The 22,396-nt window shown below is 42.8% G+C and carries 23 protein-coding genes and 1 other annotated feature; of the genes, 19 read left to right on the forward strand and 4 right to left on the reverse strand.

The window, feature by feature from the left end; translation table 11 throughout:
- Window positions 1-511 precede the first annotated feature (511 nt).
- From FC15_RS02740 to FC15_RS02750, 3 genes are all read right to left on the reverse strand, one after another.
- The gene (locus FC15_RS02740) at window positions 512-1,396 is read right to left on the reverse strand and encodes a peptidylprolyl isomerase (protein ID WP_057823801.1); all 885 of its coding nucleotides are present in this window, start codon (window positions 1,394-1,396) and stop codon (window positions 512-514) included.
- A 177-nt stretch (window positions 1,397-1,573) separates the two neighbouring features.
- The gene (locus FC15_RS02745) at window positions 1,574-1,912 is read right to left on the reverse strand and encodes a hypothetical protein (RefSeq protein WP_057823732.1); all 339 of its coding nucleotides are present in this window, start codon (window positions 1,910-1,912) and stop codon (window positions 1,574-1,576) included.
- Window positions 1,912-2,343 (reverse strand): HIT family protein, encoded by a 432-nt coding sequence (locus FC15_RS02750; RefSeq protein ID WP_057823734.1) that lies wholly within the window; start codon window positions 2,341-2,343, stop codon window positions 1,912-1,914. Before FC15_RS02750 ends, FC15_RS02745 begins: the two co-directional genes overlap by 1 nt.
- A gap of 107 nt (window positions 2,344-2,450) precedes the next feature.
- On the opposite strand from FC15_RS02750, the gene FC15_RS02755 reads away from it, so the two are divergent.
- The 4 genes from FC15_RS02755 to FC15_RS02770 are packed head-to-tail and all read left to right on the forward strand — an operon-like array spanning window position 2,451 to window position 6,317.
- Window positions 2,451-3,185, forward strand: coding sequence for an ABC transporter ATP-binding protein (locus FC15_RS02755; RefSeq protein WP_057823736.1), 735 nt, complete (start codon window positions 2,451-2,453; stop codon window positions 3,183-3,185).
- Window positions 3,178-4,410 carry an ABC transporter permease gene (locus FC15_RS02760; RefSeq protein WP_057823738.1) on the forward strand — a complete coding sequence of 411 codons (1,233 nt, stop codon included), beginning with the start codon at window positions 3,178-3,180 and terminating at the stop codon, window positions 4,408-4,410. The genes FC15_RS02755 and FC15_RS02760 overlap by 8 nt, the downstream gene beginning before the upstream one ends.
- Before the next feature lie 6 nt (window positions 4,411-4,416).
- Window positions 4,417-5,079: a tRNA (guanosine(46)-N7)-methyltransferase TrmB gene (gene trmB, locus FC15_RS02765; protein WP_057823740.1), complete on the forward strand. Its 663-nt coding sequence runs from the start codon at window positions 4,417-4,419 to the stop codon at window positions 5,077-5,079.
- A 50-nt stretch (window positions 5,080-5,129) separates the two neighbouring features.
- A complete protein-coding gene (locus FC15_RS02770; protein WP_057823742.1) occupies window positions 5,130-6,317 on the forward strand; it encodes a DUF998 domain-containing protein in 1,188 nt (395 codons plus the stop codon).
- A gap of 157 nt (window positions 6,318-6,474) precedes the next feature.
- Here the strand turns inward: FC15_RS02770 and FC15_RS02775 are convergent, their stop codons facing one another.
- On the reverse strand, window positions 6,475-6,807 hold the full coding sequence (locus FC15_RS02775; RefSeq protein ID WP_057823744.1) for a hypothetical protein: 333 nt from the start codon (window positions 6,805-6,807) through the stop codon (window positions 6,475-6,477).
- Between the two features lie 177 nt (window positions 6,808-6,984).
- On the opposite strand from FC15_RS02775, the gene FC15_RS02780 reads away from it, so the two are divergent.
- The 15 genes from FC15_RS02780 (at window position 6,985) to FC15_RS02850 (ending at window position 22,274) form a co-directional block, all read left to right on the forward strand.
- On the forward strand, window positions 6,985-7,314 hold the full coding sequence (locus FC15_RS02780) for a thioredoxin family protein (protein WP_057823746.1): 330 nt from the start codon (window positions 6,985-6,987) through the stop codon (window positions 7,312-7,314).
- Window positions 7,315-7,459: 145 nt separating this feature from the next.
- Window positions 7,460-8,095, forward strand: a complete 636-nt coding sequence (ytpR, locus tag FC15_RS02785; protein WP_057823748.1) for a YtpR family tRNA-binding protein — start codon at window positions 7,460-7,462, stop codon at window positions 8,093-8,095.
- Window positions 8,096-8,136: 41 nt separating this feature from the next.
- The gene (gene murC / locus FC15_RS02790) at window positions 8,137-9,453 is read left to right on the forward strand and encodes a UDP-N-acetylmuramate--L-alanine ligase (protein WP_057823750.1); all 1,317 of its coding nucleotides are present in this window, start codon (window positions 8,137-8,139) and stop codon (window positions 9,451-9,453) included.
- A gap of 203 nt (window positions 9,454-9,656) precedes the next feature.
- The gene (polA, locus tag FC15_RS02795; RefSeq protein WP_057823752.1) at window positions 9,657-12,341 is read left to right on the forward strand and encodes a DNA polymerase I; all 2,685 of its coding nucleotides are present in this window, start codon (window positions 9,657-9,659) and stop codon (window positions 12,339-12,341) included.
- 81 nt (window positions 12,342-12,422) lie between these two features.
- A complete protein-coding gene (gene mutM / locus FC15_RS02800; RefSeq protein WP_057823754.1) occupies window positions 12,423-13,268 on the forward strand; it encodes a DNA-formamidopyrimidine glycosylase in 846 nt (281 codons plus the stop codon).
- A gap of 4 nt (window positions 13,269-13,272) precedes the next feature.
- Window positions 13,273-13,887 (forward strand): dephospho-CoA kinase, encoded by a 615-nt coding sequence (gene coaE, locus FC15_RS02805; protein ID WP_057823755.1) that lies wholly within the window; start codon window positions 13,273-13,275, stop codon window positions 13,885-13,887.
- Between the two features lie 99 nt (window positions 13,888-13,986).
- A complete protein-coding gene (gene nrdR / locus FC15_RS02810; RefSeq protein ID WP_057823758.1) occupies window positions 13,987-14,469 on the forward strand; it encodes a transcriptional regulator NrdR in 483 nt (160 codons plus the stop codon).
- On the forward strand, window positions 14,459-15,847 hold the full coding sequence (locus FC15_RS02815; protein WP_146979133.1) for a DnaD domain protein: 1,389 nt from the start codon (window positions 14,459-14,461) through the stop codon (window positions 15,845-15,847). Before nrdR ends, FC15_RS02815 begins: the two co-directional genes overlap by 11 nt.
- On the forward strand, window positions 15,848-16,795 hold the full coding sequence (gene dnaI / locus FC15_RS02820) for a primosomal protein DnaI (protein WP_057823762.1): 948 nt from the start codon (window positions 15,848-15,850) through the stop codon (window positions 16,793-16,795).
- A gap of 356 nt (window positions 16,796-17,151) precedes the next feature.
- Entirely contained in the window at window positions 17,152-19,134 is a 1,983-nt protein-coding gene (thrS, locus tag FC15_RS02825; RefSeq protein WP_057823764.1) for a threonine--tRNA ligase, read from the forward strand.
- 26 nt (window positions 19,135-19,160) lie between these two features.
- Window positions 19,161-19,281, forward strand: a sequence feature (ribosomal protein L20 leader region).
- Window positions 19,282-19,331: 50 nt separating this feature from the next.
- Window positions 19,332-19,847 (forward strand): translation initiation factor IF-3, encoded by a 516-nt coding sequence (infC, locus tag FC15_RS02830; RefSeq protein ID WP_235803318.1) that lies wholly within the window; start codon window positions 19,332-19,334, stop codon window positions 19,845-19,847.
- A 40-nt stretch (window positions 19,848-19,887) separates the two neighbouring features.
- Window positions 19,888-20,088 carry a 50S ribosomal protein L35 gene (gene rpmI, locus FC15_RS02835; protein WP_057823769.1) on the forward strand — a complete coding sequence of 67 codons (201 nt, stop codon included), beginning with the start codon at window positions 19,888-19,890 and terminating at the stop codon, window positions 20,086-20,088.
- Between the two features lie 50 nt (window positions 20,089-20,138).
- The gene (gene rplT, locus FC15_RS02840) at window positions 20,139-20,495 is read left to right on the forward strand and encodes a 50S ribosomal protein L20 (protein ID WP_057823771.1); all 357 of its coding nucleotides are present in this window, start codon (window positions 20,139-20,141) and stop codon (window positions 20,493-20,495) included.
- Between the two features lie 164 nt (window positions 20,496-20,659).
- A complete protein-coding gene (locus FC15_RS02845) occupies window positions 20,660-21,403 on the forward strand; it encodes an alpha/beta hydrolase (protein WP_057823773.1) in 744 nt (247 codons plus the stop codon).
- Between the two features lie 22 nt (window positions 21,404-21,425).
- Window positions 21,426-22,274: an aldo/keto reductase gene (locus FC15_RS02850; RefSeq protein ID WP_057823775.1), complete on the forward strand. Its 849-nt coding sequence runs from the start codon at window positions 21,426-21,428 to the stop codon at window positions 22,272-22,274.
- Window positions 22,275-22,396: the final 122 nt, after the last annotated feature.

Below are 22,396 nucleotides of genomic sequence, written 5' to 3' on the forward strand. Positions count from 1 at the left end.
ACAAAAAGTGCCTCACAATCATTAGACTGTTTGTCTAACAATTATGAAGCACTTCAAGCACTTCATTTAAACAGTTACGCTTTTTTTCATATCGATTGATCAATTGCTTGTGGTATTATCACACATAATAATAAATATTAAAGTATTTAATCAGATCGGTAAGATGAATCTTTTGGAAGTAACTTAGTCATTATAAAGCCAACGCCTCACTGAGGATGGGCGTTGGCAAGTCAAGATCAGCTCAATCACGATAATTGACAGTGAATTGTTCTTGACCACTTATTTATACCATAAATCACACAAAAATGGTAACGTTTTCTTTAAAAAACACATTTTTGTGTGATTTATTGAAATAATCGGCAAAAAAACGCATCAATGATTATTCACGACTGTCGAAGTTTGAAGATGGGGTAGGTGAGATGACCTAAGTGATGGAATTTTAGCCGAACAAAAAAGCAAGGCAATTGTGATCGCCTTGCTTCGTGTGTTTTAGTTGTTGATATCGGTAAAACTATTTAGCACTTGATGATGCGCTTGTGTAGCTAGAAAGAACGTTTTTCAAATCGCTATCTTTGATATCAACATTTGCTTTCTTGATGACTTTGGCAAGCACTTGTTGCATGACCGTTGAGTCGGAAAGCCAAGTATTGTAAATACGTTTCTTCAAGTCGGCGGTGTGATCTGACATCTTGCCCTTACCAGGGTTATTGATCATACGAATAACTTGGTAACCATCGCTGGTCTTAACAGGTGTCTTCGTGTATTCACCGGTCTTTAACTTGAATGCTGCAGCTTTGAAATCAGAGTTGAGTGACGTATCAGTATCATCAAACTTCGTGCCTAACTTACCACCATTGTTCTTCGTGGTTTTGTCAATTGACTTAGCTTTAGCAACCTTGGCAAAGTCTTCACCAGCGTTTAATTGTTTGATAACTGCTTCAGCATCGGCTTTTGTTTTAGACAAGATATATTGTACTTCAACTTTTGGCTCGTAGGTCTTCCATTGAGCGGCAAGTTTTTTGCTAGTAATCTTCTTGTTTGCTTTTAAGGCAGCTTCAGTCAACATGTTGGTCCGAATGTTCTCTTTAAGCTGGCTTGCAGTTAGACTATTACTTGCTAAGACAGAAGAGAAATTAGTGCCATATTGTTTCTTGAACGAGTTATATTCTTTAGTGACTTTAGCTTTTGAAACTTTGCTACCATATTGGTTTTCCAAAGCTTTAGTAATAATCAAGGTTTGCAAGGTTGATTGGCCTGAAGTCGACTTCTTCATTTCCTTGTAATACTCGTCTTGGGTAATCTTACCGCCCTTCATTGAAACGACGGTTTTACTGCTACAACCTGCCAATGTTGCAACTGCAACGATACTAGCAGCCGCAAGGACAAGTTTTTTCATGGTGTTCTTCATGATATTTAATCCACATCCTATTAGTTTTTCTGATTAACTCAACCTTAGTAATATAACATACTTAGTCGATAATTAAAACGCATACGGATAATTTAACAGAACCTTCATGAGTTACAGGTTAATTCTTCATACGATAAACATAAATAATTCGTAAATGCTGGTAAACTATTGTTTTTCAGATTGTTCAGTCACTGAAGATTCCAGGTCGCTCGATAATTGTTTCAGTCGTTCAAGGCGAGGTTCCACTTGGAATTGGAATTCACTGATGTCTTGTTGAATCGCTTTTGTTGTTGGCTGCAAGGTCAACTCAATTTCGTGTTTAAGGTGTTTGAGCGCGTGTTGAAACTCACTGAAGTTCTGAGTGACCAGTTTTGTATCATGTTTGAGTTCGATTGTGTCAACAGCCGTTGTCGCGGACGTTGCCTTTGTTCGTTGATAGATGGTGTAAGCAGTACCTAATACAGCGCCTAGAATCAGCCCATGTTTAAAATCGTGTTTACTCATTAATTAACCTCCAATTGTTGCTTGATTTTTGCGCCAATCACCTGCAATTGATCAGTGGTGTATTGGGAAGTGTGATCACCAAAATGGATATTGAAATCATCTGTTGAGGCGTAGCGCGGAATAAAATGAATGTGCGAGTGCATCACAGATTGATAGGCGACTTCACCATTATTATTGCAGATGTTTAATCCAGTCATTTCTGGAAAAGCAGCGCGGAGTGCACGCGCAATTCGAGGAACATGCTGAAAGACTTGTGCGGCCAGATCAGCATCATAGGCAAAGATATCTTGCACATGTTGCTTAGGAACTAGCAAGGTATGACCTGGTGTAGTCTGTGAAATATCTAGAAACGCGATCACCGTGTCATCTTCAAAAACTTTGATACTAGGAATATCTCCCTGAATAATTTTACAAAAAATACAATCGTCCATTAAATTCACCTTCAATAGTTGTACTCATTAAGAGACAAGTCATGTTATCATTATACTATGAAATAGCATCGTAAACAAAAACGAATGTCATTCGGAAGGAATCGCTCATGTTAAAAGTGGAGAATCTAACAGGTGGGTATCAGCACCTGAATATTTTAAAACAAGTTAGCTTTGAGGTGGCAAACGGCGAAGTCGTCGGATTGATCGGGCTTAATGGTGCGGGTAAGTCGACAACAATCAAGCACATCTTGGGACTTCTGCAACCAAAAAGTGGTGTGATCACATTGAATGGTCAGAGTTTAATCGATGATCCAATTCATTATCGGCAACAAATTGCTTTCGTCCCTGAAACGCCAATTTTGTATCCAGAGTTAACCTTGAAGGAACATCTTGAATTGACGATTATGGCCTACCAGCTGGATGCAACGATTGCCTGGCAAAAAGCAAATGCGTTGTTGAAACGATTCCGGCTCGACCAAATGCTAGACTGGTTTCCAACACATTTCTCCAAAGGGATGCAACAAAAGGTGATGATCGTTAATGCATTCATGACCGAAGCGGATCTCTTAATCATTGATGAACCATTTACTGGCCTCGATCCATTAGCAGTCCATCATTTATTGGAATTAATAGCAGACAAGAAATCCGAAAACAAATCGGTTTTGATGACCACACACGTGTTAGCGACCGCAAAGGCACAGGCGGATCGGTTTATCCTGCTCAATCATGGCGAAATCCGTGCTGATGGGACTGTGTCAGAACTAGCCAGCGAATTTGGCGTCAGCGACGAGAATATCGACCAGATTTACTTACAGATGGCAAGGGAGAATGGCGATGCATAAGTTTGACGATTTATGGCCGACACGACGCAGACGCCATCTGTTAAAGCAGGGTAAATATTTGCAGTATGTTTTCAATGATCATTTGATGATTGCTTTGATTTTTCTGGCCGGTGCATTGGCCTATTGGTACAGTCAACGACTCAGATTAATCACCACACCGGTTTGGTGGGGGCCACTGGTTCTATTACCCATTTTGCTTTTAAGCCTCACTACTGGACGTTTGGCGACCTTGTTAAGACCGGCCGACCAGGTTTTTCTTTTGCCTGCTGAACACGAATTGCGAAGCTATCTGAATCATACAAGGATTTATAGCTTGTTGGTGCCATTCATCGCGATATTGGCAATTGTTGGTGTACTCACGCCGTTTGCATTGCGTGCGACCTGGATTAACTGGTGGAACTGGTTATTGGTATTGGTTGCCTTGCTACGCTTGAAGGATGTGCAACTCTCAATCCAACTTGCTGAACGATATGATTTTGAGCCTTCCCTGAAACGACAATGGGAATTCATTTTTTGGAGCTTCTCTACCGTTGGAATTTTGGTTGGTGTGTATGGCTGGGGTTGGCTCTTTGCCTTGTTGACGTTGGTGGCATCGATTTTTGCACAAGTATGGCTTGCGCACCAGCTTGTTTCTCGGCATTTGCTGTGGCAAAATGCGATTGCTCAAGAAAGCCAACGCCAATCCGTGATTAACCGTTTCTATAATTTATTCGTGGACATACCGGGTATAAGTGGAAAGATTAAACGTCGGCGTTGGTTGGACGGTGTCTTGAAGCTAATCGCTGGTAAAAATTCAATGGCTTATCAATATTTATATAGTCGCGCGTTGATACGGCGGACAGATTATGGCAATATTTGGTTGCGATTTTGCATCGTGAGTTTATTACTGATTTTTGTGATTCGCCAACCAGTCATTTTACTCCTCATCCTTTTGATCTTCTTATTTTTAACAGGTTATCAATTATTGCCACTTTACCATCATTATGATCATCATGCTTTGACGCAGATTTACCCAATCGACCCACACAAGCAACGTCATGCATTTTCGAAATTATTACGACAAACGTTATTGGTCGAGTGGGGACTTGATAGCATGGCACTCGTGATCAGTTTTCAGGGGCAGCTCTGGGGCTGGCTGATCATTGTAGCCGCCTTGATCGTTGTTGTGGGATTCACACAAGCTTATTTACCGTTTAGATTACAACGGAAACAGAAGGGAAATTAATTATAGATGCGTTTAAGAAATAAACCGTGGGCACTAGAATTAATTGCAGCTCATCCACAAGCCATTGTCACAGCCGAGACTTCCAATTTAGCAGGCCATTGGGCAGCGCGTTTCGAAAATCCGGAGTTACCGATTGAACTTGAAATCGGCTCAGGTAAGGGGCAATTTATCATCGGTATGGCGCAAGCTCATCCTGAAATTAACTATATTGCAATGGAGCTACAAACACCTGCAATCGGCATGATTTTGAAAAAGCAGTTGGAACTTAAGCTGCCAAATCTGCAACTTTTCTTGGCGGACGGTGCGGATCTGACGAACTATTTCGTCGTCAATGAGATCCGGAATTTGTATTTGAATTTTTCAGACCCATGGCCAAAGACAAAACATGCGAAACGGCGGTTGACTTATTCGAGTTTTCTGACGCAATATCAAGAGATCTTACCGGAAACTGGGCAATTACGGTTTAAAACTGATAATCAAGGACTCTTTGAGTATTCGTTGATGAGCTTAAATCAGAACCACTGGCAATTTGATTTTATTTCGTTGGATCTGCATCAGAGTGAACGCCAAGCAACGAATATTGAAACCGAGTATGAACAAAAATTTGCTGCAAAGGGACAAGTTATTTATGCGCTCGATGCACATTATGAGTCTGCACGAACATTTTAGCTTTGCTAACGGGCTTTGATTTGTTAGGGTAAGTTTTGAGAGGTGAGAAATTGAAACAACGGGCGAGGTACCAATTAGAATTACCAGAAAAAGTGGTCGATAGCTTGAACTTATCCGCAGAGACGGCAGTTGAGCTAACCGTGAAAGGTGACAGCGCGACGATTCGAGCGGTTGATCCAGATAAGAATAAGTTACAACGTCAACTTGAATTATGGGCAGGTATTCCGGCAGTGATTGCGACAATCATTTTTTGGCTCGTAGCATCAATTAGAAATGTCAAACAAGTCCCAATCAGTGGAGAATATTCGATTGCGAGTTGGTTGATCATCGCGAATGTCTTTGTTGGCACAATTGTGTTTACAACGTTTTTCATTAAGAGCCGTCGTGCTGATTCAACTGCTGCATCGAATCGAATCTATTGGCGTAATTTTCCAGTGATCGTCATGGCCTTTTTGTTGATTTTAGGGCTAACCTTGCTTGGTATCTCTTGGTTGATGGGACAAGTTTTTGTTGGTGTTTCGTTTGACTTGATGACATCAAGTGGCATCTTTTTGATTTTTGCCTTTATGATCAATTATGTGATGGCACTTGCGGCAATCAACCTTGATTCATCGATGCTAACGACACTGTTCACAGTGACAATTGTGAGTGGCGTTGCAATCTCGATGGCAGATAACGGCACCAATCGTTGGTGGCAATATAATTTAAGTTTTCTAGGCACGCACCTTGCCAAAAATGGTTGGCAATTTAATTTCACACTCGTTTTTTCCGCGTTGATCATGGTGGCGTTGATTGATTATTTATTTGTCTCATTACAAGAAAGCGTTCCGAGGTCCTGGAAGATTAATTTGTTGCGAGGATTGTTGACGGCTACTGCACTCGATTTAGGCGCGGTCGGTGTCTTTCCCAACGACGCAAACTTCCACGTCTTACATGATCGGTTAGCCTTTCTATTAGTCTATTTAATGTTGGCTTTGATTATTGGCATTCGCTGGTTATTGCCGGCAGTCTCCAAGGAATTTCTGCTAACCTCGTATGTTCTAGGCGTCTTCTTATTAATCTGCGAGATTGCTTTTCAGCTGGTTGGTTATTTGTCGTTGACTGCGTTTGAAATTATCAGTTTTGTGGTTGCCTTCGGTTGGGTGATCTTGCTCTTTCAAAAAATTCGTAATTTAACCGATGGTGTTAAATTTGTGGTTGAGGTGCCAATCAAGGTCAAAAAAGAAGCAGCAAAGTAGGCGAGTGCGTCAGGCGTCAAGAGGAATTTCATCGATGACTTCTTGACTCTTGCCAAAGCTGCTCAAGAATGAAAATAAAAAGGCTCGGATCCACATGAAGTTGTGGACTCGAGCCTTTGACTTCGCCTCAAATAGGCTTGATAACAAGAACAATTGCTTATTCGACTTTTTCTAATTCGAGTAATTCCTTACTGCGTGCATCAAACATGAATTGATATTGCACGAGTTGTTCATTCTCGCGACGCGTAATACCACCGACGAAGACGAGACGGTACTCATCTTGCCAAGTCGTTATTCTTGGCGATGATTCGATCCAAGAACCTTCAATGCGGCCTTCACGCAAAAATAATTTCTTGATTTCAGCGAGGAGTTCATTCGGCAAACGTTTCATGTAACGATGCCAGCAAAATGCGCTCGTCAATCCAATCGTCATGCCCTGAATAAACCCGTATGAAGCATATTTGATAATCTTTTTGGTTGTCTCATCCATTGCTAGATCCTCCATCACCCAAAATAATTGATGTCTACTGCTTTCTAGGATACGCTGTTTTGTCGAGATGAGCAACCAAAGTCCTCCTTTTAAATCCGTTTGCGGAATCAAAATCATTTGATTGACCCTTACAAAAAGATAGCTTATGATAGTGAAAGATGACAGGAGGAAGCAAATATGAAACAATTAGATGAATTTGAAAATAAAGATCTTGCTAGTATTACGGCTAAGGGTAAAACTCTATTAGTCTTTACTGCGACATGGTGTGGGGATTGCCGTTTCATCAAACCACAGATGCCCGCAATCGACGCAGAATATCCTGACCTGAACTTTATTGAAGTTGATCGCGACTTATACATGGAATTAGCGCAAGAGCTACACATCATGGGAATTCCAAGTTTTGTGGCCTACGAAGATGGCAAGGAAGTTGGTCGTTTCGTGAACGGGGATCGCAAGACGAAGCAAGAAATTGAAAGTTTCATTAATAATCTAGCTTTCGCAAACTAAGACTTTAAAAATGAATTGAACTATCATACAATATAAAGCGTGTGCGTTTGACTCGATCAACTCTTCTGTTGATTGAAAAAATCGTGCATGCTTATTTTTGATATCTTTTAAAATGATAAAAATTAAATAAAAGGAAGTTTTTCGATTGCTGATTTCAAGCTACAATCCGACAGCCTTAGGTGATGTATTGATGATGCTCACAGGACAGGCGACCAATGCCGAACAAGACGTTGAAATTCATGGTGACGTCGCAAAAATCACACGCCAAGACAATCAACAGTTGGTCGGCGTTAATCTTTTTAATGCTTCTAATTATGTTGAGCATTTGATTGGCGATGGTCAAGTTTTTCTTGATGATCAGCAAGTCGCACAAGTGAATCACGCGCTTGAGATCAATGGCGCATCGGTTCAGATCGAGGCAGACCACGAACCTAAATTTGTTGTGGGTGCCGTTGAAACACTTGTTGCTCATCCAGATTCTGATCATTTGCACATTGCCCAGGTCGATCTTGGCAATGAAAAGTTACAGATCGTTTGCGGCGCTCCCAATATTGGTGCGGGCCAAAAAGTTGTTGTTGCTCGAGTTGGCGCAATGATGCCAGATGGCAAATTAATTTGGCCAGGTAAGCTGCGTGGTGTTGAAAGTTTTGGCATGATCTGCAGCGCCAGAGAATTGGGCTTGCCAAACGCGCCACAACGTCATGGCATTTTAGTCTTGGATGCTGCAAGTCAAGCTGGTACGGCATTTGATTTTAACCAAGATTATTCTGCACAATATTAATAAGGGTTCAGCGACAGAAATCGGATTTTGGAGATAAAAAAATGACAGAGACAAATAAAAAAGTATATTTTATTGGAATCAAAGGCTCAGGGATGAGTGCACTTGCGTTGATCTTAAATGATTTGGGCTACGAAGTGGCGGGCTCCGATATCGATCAATTCACATTCACACAGACACCATTGGCACAAGCGGGGATTCCAATGTACTCATTCAGTGCTGACAATGTGAAACCAGGCTGGATTTATATCAAAGGGAATGCATTCCCAGATGATCATCCGGAAGTTGTTGCTGCTAAAGCACAAGGCGACACGGTTGTTAGTTACCCAGATTTCTTGAGCGAATTGTTAGCCGGTTATACGAGCATCGGTGTTTCCGGGACGCATGGTAAAACGAGCACCACAGGGTTATTGGCCCACGTGCTGAGTGGCGTTGCAAAAACTTCTTATCTGATTGGGGATGGCACGGGTAAAGGTGTTCAAGATGCTAAATTCTTTGTCTATGAAGCGGATGAATATCGCCGTCATTTCTTGGCTTATCATCCAGACTACACCATTATGACTAATGTTGACTTTGATCATCCAGATTACTATCAGGACTTAAATGATGTCGTGACCGCTTTCCAATCTGAGGCTAATCAGACGAAAAAGGGGATTTTTGCATGGGGCGATGATCCTAACTTACGTGATTTAAAGGCAGACGTTCCCGTCTACTATTATGGTTTGAAAGATAGCGATGATTTTCAAGCCATCAATATTAACCGTACGGACGAAGGCTCAGCGTTTGATGTGCAGCATCATGGCCAGAATTTAGGGCATTTTGAGATTCGTCTCTTTGGCCAGCATAATATCCTGAATAGTCTCGCAGTAATTGGTGTGAGCTATTTAGAAGGATTGTCGATGACAGAAGTAGCGGCAGAGTTGCTTACCTTCAAGGGTGTGAAGCGCCGTTTCAGCGAGACCGATATCAAGCAATACACCATTATCGATGACTACGCGCATCATCCTTCTGAAATTAAGGCGACGATTGATGCCGCACGTCAGAAATATCCAAATAAAAAAATTGTTGCCGTCTTTCAGCCACATACTTACTCACGGACCCAGGCACTGTTGCCTGGATTTGCGAAGAGCTTGAACTTAGCCGACGAAGTCTACCTCACAGAGATCTTTGGGTCGGTGCGTGAACATGCCGGCAATATTTCGAGTGCTGATTTAGGCGCAGAAATTAGCCGTGGCGGGCGCGTGATCCATCTTGATGATATGAGCCCACTACTTGATGAAAGTGGCGCAGTGATTGTTTTTATGGGTGCAGGAGATATTCAGAAGTATGAGGATGCCTTTAAGGCGCTCATTCAGAAATAACTTTTTAATTTTTAAGATGATTGGACTAATTTGGTCGATTTAACTACAACGAAGATTTGAGTTGTAGTTTTTTTGTCTTCGAAACATCATGGCACGATAACACACACACTTTGAAAAAATTAGTTGGCGAATGCACACCGCATATTTTTGTTTCAACGTTTTCTCTGCTAAAATGAAACTAACGCATCATCATGGAGGCTGTTATGGCACAAACTGAGCAGAATCAAAAATTATTATTATTGGACGGAAATAGTTTAGCTTTTCGTGCTTTTTTTGCACTGCATAATTCATTGGATTGCTTCACGAACCAGGAAGGCTTGCATACGAACGCGTTGTATACGTTTAGTAACATGCTGGATAATCTACTCGAAAGCGAGCAGCCAACCCACATGTTAGTCGCATTCGATGCAGGTAAAACAACTTTTCGAACGAAATTATTTACCGAATATAAGGGAACCCGAAGTAAAACACCGGCAGAATTATCTGAACAAATGCCATACTTTGGCGAGCTTTTGGACGCTTATGGCATTGCCCATTATCAATTGGCTGATTATGAAGCAGATGACATTATTGGCACGCTAGCGGCAGAAATGGCGGGTCAAATGCCAGTCGTTGTCGTGACGGGTGACCGTGATTTAACCCAGTTGACCAGTGAGAATACGACGGTGAAAGTCACGGTTAAAGGTGTCAATGATCTAGAAATCTACACCCCTGAACATCTACAGGAAAAGTTGGGCATCACGCCAACGCAGGTCATCGATCTTAAGGGGTTAATGGGGGACAATTCAGATAACTATCCCGGAGTCACCAAAGTTGGTGAAAAGACTGCGCTGAAGTTGATCGGCGAGTATGGCAGCATTGAAGCACTCTACGAGCACGTCGACAAGATGAAGAAGAGTAAGCTGAAGGAGAACTTGATCAACGATCGAGATCAAGCTTTCCTAAGTAAGGAACTTGCGACGATCAATGTGCGAGCGCCGCTGACCATCTCGATTGCAGATACGAAGCGGAAAGATCCTGATCAAGAGGCACTCGTCAAGTTTTATCAACAAATGAATTTCAAGTCGAAGCTTGCTAAACTACCACAATTCAAGGATGCGGGCGAGGAGACAACGGTTGAAAGTTGGCCATCAATTCCGTGCCTTGAGTTAACACAAACTAATTTAGCCACCGCCTTGTCCTCAACCCAAGCGAGTCGCAGTTTTGTCATTGACATTCTGGGAGACAACTATCATTTGGAAACGCCAATTGGCTTCGCCTTTGGGACTGATGAACAGTGGTATTACAGTGATGATCTAGGATTACTTGCTGCACCTGAGCTGAAACACTGGCTGGAAGACCCCAAACAAGAAAAAGCCGTTTTTGATAGCAAGAAGACCAAGGTCTTACTCGCGCGTTTGGGGGTCTCGATCGAAGGGATGACTTTTGACTTACTGTTGGCGTCTTATTTGTTGGATACCAATGATAATAGCAATGATCTAGGCATCTTGGCACAACAATATGGTTACACACAAGTTCAAACCGATCTCGAAGTTTATGGTAAAGGCGTGAAACGAGCCGCACCAACGGATTATCAGGTGTTGGGGGAACACCTTTGTCGAAAGGCACGGGCTATTTTCGAGTTACGTTCGCAATTAGTTCAACAACTGAAAGAGAATGATCAAGATCAACTTTATGATGAAATTGAGGCGCCACTCGCAATGGTGCTCGCGCAGATGGAACTTGCGGGGATCACTGTTGATAGTCAACGACTCAAACAAATGCGTGTTGATTTTAGTCAGACTTTATCCGATATTGAGACACAAATCTACGAAGATGCTGGACATGAATTTAATATCAATTCGACGAAACAGTTGGGGGTCGTCTTGTTCGATGAACTTAATTTACCGGTCATCAAGAAAAATAAGACGGGTTATTCAACGTCCGTCGAGGTTCTAGAACAACTGCAAAACGCACATCCAATTATTCAAAGAATCTTGACTTATCGGCAGATTTCGAAGATCCAATCGACTTATATCAATGGCTTGCTGAAAGTCATTCATCCAGATCATAAGGTGCACACGCGTTATTTACAGACCCTGACTCAGACTGGACGTTTGTCTTCAGTGGATCCTAATTTGCAAAATATTCCGGTGCGACTGCCTGAAGGACGTAAAATTCGACAGGCTTTTGTGCCAAGTCATCCAGATTGGGAGATTTTTTCTAGCGACTATTCGCAGGTCGAATTACGCGTGCTTGCCCATGTTTCCGGCGATGAGAATATGCAGGCTGCTTTTAAGCGGGGGTTCGATATTCATGCCAATACTGCCATGAAGATTTTCGGATTGGATGATCCCAGCCAGGTAACGCCAGATATGCGGCGTCAAGCGAAGTCAACAAACTTCGGTATCATCTATGGTATCAGCGATTATGGTCTGTCGAAAAATATAGGGATCACGCGAAAGCAAGCGGCTACCTTTATTGCGGCTTATTTCGAGCAGTATCCTGATGTCAAGGCGTATATTGACAATATTGTGGCGACCGCTGAGAAGCAAGGCTATGTCGAAACGATTATGCATCGACGTCGTTATTTGCCAGATATTAATTCTAAGAATTATAATTTGCGTTCTTTTGCGGAACGTACGGCTATGAATACGCCAATTCAAGGAAGTGCGGCAGATATTATCAAAGTCGCGATGATCAATATGCAAGATCGCCTGCGGCAAGAAGGCTTACAGGCAAAGATGCTATTGCAAGTACATGATGAATTGATTTTTGAGGCCCCTGTTACTGAAATTCCGAGACTCGAACGAATTGTTCCCGAGGTCATGGATTCTGCAGTCAGCTTAGATGTGCCATTGATTGTTGAGAGCGGTCATGGCAAGACTTGGTATGATGTTAAGAAATAATTAAGCTCATCATTTTCAAGTCGACTATTGGTCTGATCAAGCAAAAAGTAGCCTTAAAAAATACGTGAAGGGGATCTGAGTGTGCCAGAATTACCAGAAGTCGAGACCGTTCGTCGTTCCTTACTACCTTTGATCCAAGGTAGAACAATTACGGGTGTGTCCGTCGTTTATCCAAAAATCATTGTTGGCGAACCCGAGCTTTTCGTCACACGTCTAATTGGCCATCGGCTTGAAACAATTGATCGTCGCGGTAAATATTTGCTCTTTCGCTTTGACCGTGATTTGACGATGATCAGCCATTTGCGGATGGAGGGAAAATATTTCGTTCGCGACACGGCTGTGCCAGATAATAAGCATGTCCATGTTGTTTTCAGTTTTGATCAAGGCGTCAATCTGCAATATCAAGATGTCCGTAAATTTGGTCGCATGCAGTTGGTTGAAACCGGCACTGAAAATCAGGTTGGGGGTCTCAAAACACTGGGCCCAGAACCGTTTAGCCCGGAATTTACAGCTGAACAATTGTTGGAAGCGTTAAGTCGCCATCATAAAGCCTTGAAACCCGTTCTGTTAGATCAACATGCAGTCACAGGACTGGGTAATATTTACGTGGATGAAGTCCTTTGGCTGAGTCGACTCAATCCGCAATTACCAGCAGACCAACTAAGGCTTGAACAAGCACAGTTGCTACATGATCAGATCAAGTTTGAGTTGCAACTTGCAATCGACCATGGTGGAACGACCATTCGCAGTTACGTTGATGCCCAAGGTCAGCAAGGGCAATTTCAATTTGATCTGCACGTCTATGGACGTCAGGGTCAACCGTGTGAGCGATGTGGTCATCTTATTCAGAAGATCAAGCTTGACGGACGTGGCACACATTTTTGTCCCCATTGCCAACCGCTGCCAAGTATCAATGAAATGGAGTAGCACAATGACAAAAGTTTTAGGATTGACCGGTGGGATCGCCGCCGGGAAAACGGCCGTCGGTCAGTTGTTTCAGGCACGCGGAGCCGTTTTAATCGATGCCGACCAAGTTGCACGACAAGTTGTCCAAAAAAGCCAACCTGGATTGGCCGAAATCGTGGCGTTATTTGGCACAACGATTTTAAATGCAGCGGGTGAGTTAGATCGTTCAAAATTGGGGCGTCTTGTTTTTAGTGATTCGTCCCAACTCAATCGCTTGAATGCTGTGATCCAGCCACGGATTCGTCAAGAGATAATCAATCAAAGTGCTGCTTATCGAGCACAAGGCTATCCGTTAGTTGTGGTCATGATTCCTTTGCTTTACGAGATGAATTACGAAACAATCTGTGACGCCGTTTTGGACGTAGATATCCCGCTAGAGTTGCAAGTGAAACGCGTGATGATGAGAGATCATCTCACAATCGATGAAGCAAAGCAGCGGATCACTGCGCAGCTCAGCCGTGAGCAACGATTGTCGCGCGCCGATTTTATCTTGGATACGTCTGGTAATTTGTTGCAGTTACAGGAGAACTTCGACGAACTTTGGGACCGTGATGATTTTCAAACCTTCTTGATGTCATGAGTTTCGCCAATTGTGCTCAATCGATTGGCAACTGGTCGCACTCTAACTAGTGTTGGAGTATAATGTGAGTAACTAAATGTTGAAAATGAGGTGTGTACGATGCAGTGTCCACGTTGTCATCATAATTCGTTAAAAGTCGTTGATAGTCGTCCTGCAGATGAAGGACGTGCGATTCGTCGACGCCGTGAATGTGAGAATTGCGGTTATCGGTTTACCACGTTTGAACGAATCGAACAAACACCATTACTTGTGATCAAGAAAAATGGAACCCGCGAAGAGTTCAATCGCGAAAAAATCATGCGTGGGCTTGTTCGAGCCGCCGAAAAACGGCCAGTGACGATGGATCAAATGACTGAGATTGTTGATAAGATCGAGCATGACATTCGACAAACGGGTGACAATGAAATTCGTTCTGATGGTATTGGTGAACTCGTGATGAAATATTTGGCGGGAGTCGATGATGTCGCCTATATTCGGTTTGCCAGTGTTTATCGGCAGTTCAAGGATATGAATGTCTTTATGAAAGAAGTTCAAGAAATGATGGCACGAGAGAAAGATAGTGATGCCACTCATGAAAAATAATTTAGCCATCGATCCACAACTTGGCTATTTTTTAATTCGTGCGGATCATTGGAGCGATTTGAAGCAGCGTGTGTTTACAAAGTTATATCAACCGCTTTTAGACACTAATGCGTTCACGCTGTATCTCACGTTGTGGAGTGAGGTCAATGATCAACAGTTGATTTCACAACGTGCGGCTCATTTTCGACTCTTTGATTTAGTTGGCTTAGATGCGCCAACTTTTTTGCGTGCGCGGCAAGAATTAGAAGCATGTGGGTTACTCAAGTCATTTCAACAACATGATACCTTGGGTGATTATTTAATTTATCAATTATTCGCGCCGTTAGTGCCAGACAAGTTCTTTCAAGAGGAGATTCTAGCCACATTTCTATTGGAGAAGGTCTCAAGGGCGAAGTTTATGTCGCTGCAACGTGAATTTGAATTGCCTGAAGTTGACTTAACCGATGCAAAAGAAATCACCGCCGGCTTTTTGGACGTATTCCACTTGTCGACGACTGCTTTACTCTCTCCACCCGAAGAAGTTCGTTCGGGGGCCGCGCGGTCTAAAAAAAGGCAAGCAGATGTTTCAATTAATCAGATCAGTCCTGCAGAATTGGCTAGTTTTGATTGGGAGACGCTCATCGCACTCGTTGGACATCAACAGATCGCCGAATCCGAAATTTTAAATCACAAAAATGATATCTATGGATTACAACGATTCTATGGATTTACGGTGACCGATATTGCCCGATTGATTTGTCGAAGTTTGAATTTAGAAACTAACCAAATTAATTTCAATCAATTGGAAGAGCGAGCTTTAGCTTTATATCAACAATTAAATCCAGCAGCATCACAGGTGGACAGTGTGAAGCCAAAGCCAGTGCAGCCATCGGTGATCAAGGGCTTTTCCGAAACACAATTAGATTTGCTGAAACAAGCTAAGACGTTAGCACCGGCGGATTTTTTGAGGGAAACAAAGTTGCGTCAACACTCGTATGCCGCGGGAAATGAATATCGTAACGTGAAAAAATTACAGCAACGTGGGGTTCTAGATGACGCGACGATTAATGTCATGTTGCATGCAATTCTGGACAGTTATACGACCTTGACGCAGGCACTGATCGATACTTTTGCTCAAGATTGGCTTAAACAAGGGATCAACTCGCCAGAGACGGCGCTGAAATACTTAGCAAAAAAGCAAACCGCCCCATTGAAGCAACAGCATCGTTCGCAAAAGTCACAACAAGCTGCAGGCGTGACGCCGGATTGGTTCAAGAAAGGGACACAAGTTGCTGAGAAGCAGTCAGTGTCTGAGTCAACGAATGATCCGAAGCGACGGCAACAAATTGCAGAGAAGCTAGCTAATTTGAAGAAGACGAGTCAGCAACGAGGTGATTAAATGCAAAACATCAATGAGTTTTTTCAGAAGTATTTAGATCAACACCAGTTCACAACGAGTTATCGCGAGTTGATCAATCATGCCTTAGCGGATGCGGATGTCCAATCATTTTTACGGACGCATCAGAATGAATTCAGCGAAGAGACGATTGAAAAATCCGCGACCGCCATCTATGAGTTTGTCTCACACAAGTCCGCGCAAGCTAAAGAAGGACGGGAGACGATTTCAGCAGCGGGCTATGAGCCTGTTTTGCAAATGAACCATGGCTATATTGAAGTTATTTATCAACCGACGTCTAAATTGGTGATTGAACGTCGTCAAGCTGCACAAGCGCGGCGCGTGCAAACGGTCAATCTGCCGAAAGACTTAGCTGATATTACATTCGATGATTACTCGCAACGCTTCGAAGGACGTCTCGCAGCGTTTGAGGCTGCAATTGATTTAACCACGCAATTGGTTCAGCGCGAATCGCCGGAGACATATGTTAAGGGTCTTTATTTGAGTGGCCCATTCGGATTAGGGAAGACTTATTTATTAGGCGCGATGGCCAACAACTTGGCTAAAAATGGGATTCAGAGTACACTGGTTCATTTTCCAACCTTTGCTGTGCAAATGAAGCAAGCAATCAATGATCATCGTGTTTGGGAACGACTTCAAGCACTCGAGCAGACGCCTGTATTAATGATTGATGATATTGGGGCAGACGCGCTGAGTCCTTGGATCAGGGATGAGGTCTTAAGTGTGATCCTTCAGTATCGTATGCAAGAAAGACTGACGACTTGCTTCACGTCAAATTTAAGCACATCTGAGCTGCAGGATTATTTGAGCCAGACTAATCAAGGCGTTGATGAGATCAAATCTGCAAGGATCATGGAGCGCATTCATTTTCTTGCGACCGAGTATCAGATGAGTGGCCCAAATTTACGGCAGGCACCTTTATCTGAATAGTGTTCTGAATGATTGCTAAATATTTTTCTGTCGAATAGTGCTTGCACGCGCGGCAGAGTTGTGCTTTAATAATGCTTGAAGATACCACAGGTTGAGCTGAATTGTTTAGAGAGAAGAGTCTTGGCTGAGAACTTTTCCGATTCACTAATTTGCGACCACTTCGAATGACTGAGGTTGATCTCTCTATCGATCAATTTGAGGGTTTTGTTCGGGAGAATGAAGCTGAATTCGGGTGGAACCGCGTTAAATAAACGTCCCTAAGTCAACATGGTTGTGTTAATCATGTTGGCTTAGGGATTTTTTTGTCGGCATTGTGGTAGACGCTGAATTTTGGTAAAGATTGAGGAGGATTTAAATTGTCAGAAATTACATTAACATTTCCAGATAATAGTGAACGTCATTTCGAGGCGGGCACCACAACGTTATCCGTTGCGAAGAGCCTGGCTAGTAGTTTGGCAAAAAAGGCCGTTGCGGGTAAGTTAAATGGGACGCTCGTTGATATTGAACAACCATTAACTCAAGATGGCCATTTTCAAATTCTGACCAGCGATGATGACGAAGGTCAAGCAGTTTTACGTGACACGGCCGCTTTTGTGTTGGGCGCTGCCTTGAAAAAATTACACAAAGATATTCATTTTGGCGAACATGAAGCCAACGATGATGGCTTTTACTTAGATACCGATCGTGCCGCCGGACAAGTGGCTGTCAATGAACTACCTGAAATCAAAAAAGCAATGAGTAAAGTCATCTCGGCTAATCAACCAATCGAGCGTCGTGTGGTTGATAAAACCGACTTGCTTGCTGAATTCAAAGATGATCCTTACCAAGAGTCTTTAATTAACGCCTTAGACGCGGTTCAAATCGCAGTTTATCAATTAGGCGATTACGTTAGCTTCGGTGATCGCGCGTTACTCAAGAGTTTGGCACCATTAAAGCACTTTGAATTATTATCAGTTGCTGGTGCTTACTGGCAAGGTAAGTCAAGCAATCCGATGCTTCAACGAATTTACGGGACGGCATTCTTTAAGGCTGCTGATCTAGAGGCTGATCTGAAGCGTCGTGAAGAGATCAAAGAACGCGATCATCGAACAATCGGACGTGATCTCGATCTATTCTTTGTTGATCCTGAAGTTGGTGCCGGCTTGCCTTATTGGATGCCAAATGGGGCAACGATTCGTCGAGTAGTTGAACGTTATATCATCGACAAAGAAGTGGCTAATGGCTATCAACATGTTTATACACCGGTCTTAATGAACTTGAATGCCTACAAGACATCCGGTCACTGGGCACATTATCGTGAAGACATGTTTCCACCAATGGATATGGGTGATGGCGAATTCCTCGAATTGCGCCCAATGAATTGTCCTTCACACATTCAAATTTACAATCATCACAATCGCTCATATCGTGAATTACCGATTCGCATTGCTGAACTTGGCATGATGCACCGTTATGAAAAGTCTGGGGCTTTATCTGGACTCCAACGTGTTCGTGAAATGACACTGAATGATGGCCATACCTTCTTAGCACCAGAACAAATCCAAGACGAGTTCAAGAGTGTGCTGAAGATGATGATGGAAGTTTACGATGACTTCAATATCACCGACTATACTTTCCGTTTAAGTTATCGTGATCCTGCGAATACTGAGAAGTATTTTGATGATGATGAGATGTGGAATAATGCGCAGACGATGTTGAAGCAAGCAATGGACGATCTAGGCTTAGATTACTATGAAGCTGAGGGTGAGGCTGCGTTCTATGGCCCTAAATTGGACGTCCAGACCAAGACAGCCATGGGCGGTGAAGAAACAATGTCAACGATTCAGTTAGACTTCATGTTGCCTGAAAAATTCCAGTTGACCTACACGGGTGCAGATGGTCAAGAACACCGACCAGTCATGATGCATCGTGGTATCGTTGGAACGATGGAACGTTTCACTGCTTACTTGATGGAGATGTACAAAGGCGCCTTCCCAACTTGGCTGGCACCTGTCCAGGTCGAAGTCATTCCTGTTAACTTAGATTTGCATACTGATTATGTTAAATCGATTCAGAAGCAAATGGCGGCCAAGGGCTTACGTGTCAAGACCGATCTTCGTAATGAAAAGATGGGCTATAAGATTCGTGAAGCACAGACGCAAAAAGTGCCTTATACCTTAGTTGTGGGTGATCAAGAATTGGCCGACCAGACGGTTTCAGTTCGTCGCTACGGTGAAAAAGACGCGACTCACGAGCCATTGAAAGAATTTATTGAAAGTGTTGAAGCCGACGTGAATAATTACAGTCGGACAACAGCGACATCAGCAAATTCAAGTATTGAAGCTAAGCTTGACAAGTAGTTAATGAGTTGATATACTAATTAAGTTGAATTAAGCAGAAGTTCCCGCTTCTCACCCATGCTTAGAGCCTCTGGGTTTAGACGTTAGTTAATTTGCTGATGAACTTTCACGCTGCGGGTGCTTTTGTGCCCGCAGTTTTTTTGCGTTTATGGGTTTTGACGATAAACATCGTCAACTACATTTGGAGGTGACTTCCCATAGCAAAGGATTTAATAGTCAATGAAAATATTCGAGCACGCGAAGTTCGTTTGATCGGTGCTAATGGTGATCAACTCGGTGTTAAGCTTAAGGCCGAGGCAGTACGCTTAGCAGATCAAGCGAGTCTGGATTTAGTTTTGGTTTCGCCGAATGCTAAACCACCAGTTGCAAAAATTATGGACTATGGTAAGTATCGATTCGAGATGCAAAAGAAAGATCGTGAAGCTCGTAAGAAGCAAAAGGTCGTTAACGTCAAAGAAGTTCGCTTAAGCCCATCAATTGGTGAGAATGATTTTAACACTAAGCTTAACAATGCACGTAAGTTTTTAAGCAAGGGTGATAAAGTTAAGGTTTCGATCCGGTTTAAGGGACGTGCGATTACCCATAAAGATGTTGGTCGTAAAGTACTTGAACAGTTAGCTGAACAAGCCGCTGATGTTGCCAATGTTGAAGCTCATCCTAAGATGGATGGTCGTAGTATGTTCTTAATGTTGGCACCCAAAGCCGATAAATAAAGCCTTATTCGACATTAGATTAATTTAGGAGGATTTTATCATGCCAAAGCAAAAAACACATCGCGCTTCTGCAAAGCGTTTTAAGAAAACGGCAAGTGGCCAATTAAAGCGAGGCCATGCGTACACAAGCCACCGTTTCCATGGCAAAACAAAGAAGCAACGTCGTCAATTAAGCAAACCAGGTATGGTTTCAAATAGCGATATGCGTCGTATTCGTCAAATGCTTTCACAAGTACGTTAATCTTGTGACCTGTTAAATTAGCCAGAAAGTATTCAAGGAGGAAATTAAATATGCCACGTGTAAAAGGCGGTACTGTTACTCGCAAACGTCGTAAGAAAGTTCTTAAATTAGCTAAAGGTTATCGCGGTGCTAAACATTTACTGTTCAAATCAGCTCATACACAGTTGATGAACTCATATCGTTACGCATTCCGTGATCGTCGCCAAGTGAAGCGCGAATTCCGTAAGTTATGGATCGCACGGATCAACGCTGCAGCTCGTACAAATGAGTTAAGCTACAGCAAAATGATGCACGGCTTGAAATTAGCTGGTATCGATATTAACCGTAAGATGTTGGCTGATATTGCTGTCACTGATCCAGCTGCATTTACAGAAGTTGCTAACCAAGCAAAAGCTGCTTTAAAATAACAGATAATTAACAAAACAATGATTATTTTCAGTCATTGTTTTTTATTTTGTCTCAAGCGAGATGATCTTGACTACTTTGTCCAGTAGTCACTCACGTTCGATGGCACATCAACTGATGTTCGCGGTGCATTATGCTATACTAGAAAACGAATAGGAGTGATGTTATGGCGATTGCGTCGTTTAATTTTTACTCGCAAAGTCTTCAGAAACAAACACAATTCAATGTGTATCTGCCTGAACAGCGACAAAAAGATCAACCGGTCTTATTCTTGTTGCATGGGATGGGCGATAATCAGGCGAGTTGGTTAACTAATAGTTCGTTGGCACGTTATGCGGCCGATTATCCATTCGTCATCGTGATGCCAGATGTTGGGCGCAGTTATTATGCCAATACCGATTATGGCGAGCATGATTGGGATTATCTCACCGTTGAATTGCCGAAGTATTTGCAGACTTGGCTTAACTTAGATTTGAAAAAGCAAAACACCTTTGTCGCTGGACTATCGATGGGAGGCTATGGTGCCTTCAAATGGGCGTTACGTCGTCCCGATCAAATTGGCGCCGCCGTGAGTTTTTCTGGTCGACTCGATATCGATGCCTCGTGGGCCGATCGCGCCGAGAATTTCCAGCATATCTTTGGTGATCGCGAGAATTTTGCGGATAGTCAGAGCAATCTTCTTAATCTCGTGGCCGATCGCCGGGTTAGACAACTGCCACTTTTTCAATTGATCGGAACTTCCGACCATTTGTTAGAGAATAATCGGACTTTTCATACCTTTGCCCGTCAATATTTGGACAAACTCGACTATCGTGAACAAACGGGTGATCACAATTGGCACTTTTGGGATACCTACCTGCCAATTGGGCTGAGATGGTTAACGGAACAATATCATTTACTGCATCATTAAGTTTAAAAATGGAGGCTATCAAATGAGTTTAACTGACACATATACTTTGAATAATGGCGTTAAAATTCCTATCGTGGGTTTCGGGACATGGCAAACACCAGATGGTAATGTCGCTTCATCATCTGTCCTTGCGGCGTTACAGGCTGGTTATCGGCATATCGATACCGCAACTGCCTATGGCAATGAAGAGAGTGTTGGCCAAGGAATTCGTAAGAGTGGAATTCCTCGTGAAGAGATCTTTATCACGACGAAGCTTTGGAATAAGGATCACGGTTATCAGTCAGCCAAGCAGGCTATTGATTATTCATTGATGCAACTTGGATTGGATTACTTGGATCTTTATTTGATTCACTGGCCTAACCCAATTGCGACACGTGATCACTGGCAAGAAGCTAACGCTGAGTCATGGCGCGCAATGGAAGAAGCAGTACAGGCGGGTAAAATCCGGGCGATTGGTGTTTCGAATTTCCGTGCGCAACACTTGGATGAATTGTTCAAAACCGCGACGATCAAGCCAACGGTTAATCAGATTTTCTTAAATCCGAGTGATCTTCAACCCGAAGTGACTGCCTATAATCAAGCGCATGATATTTTGAGTGAAGCTTATAGTCCGCTGGGTACGGGTAAAATTTTCAAGATTGCCGAATTACAAGACATCGCCACAAAATATCAAAAGACGGTTGCCCAAGTTGTCTTGAGATGGAGCTTACAACACGGATTTCTACCATTACCTAAGTCCGTTCATCAAGAGCGTATCAATGAAAACGCGCAATTATTCGATTTCGAATTGACTGCCGAAGATATGCAGACGATTGACGGTTTTCATGGTCAAGCTGGACTGGCAACTGATCCGGATACCATCACCTGGTAGTTTTTCGAATCACTGCCGAGTGATCTGTTGACCGATCATCTTCAACCTTAATTAACCACAAAAAAGCCGTTATGTTTGAGCGAGATTTGACCTCTCAAATATAACGGCTTTTGCTTAGGCTT

The sequence above is a fragment of the Lapidilactobacillus concavus DSM 17758 genome, from assembly GCF_001435835.1.
In the GTDB taxonomy this organism is placed as follows: Bacteria; Bacillota; Bacilli; order Lactobacillales; family Lactobacillaceae; genus Lapidilactobacillus; species Lapidilactobacillus concavus.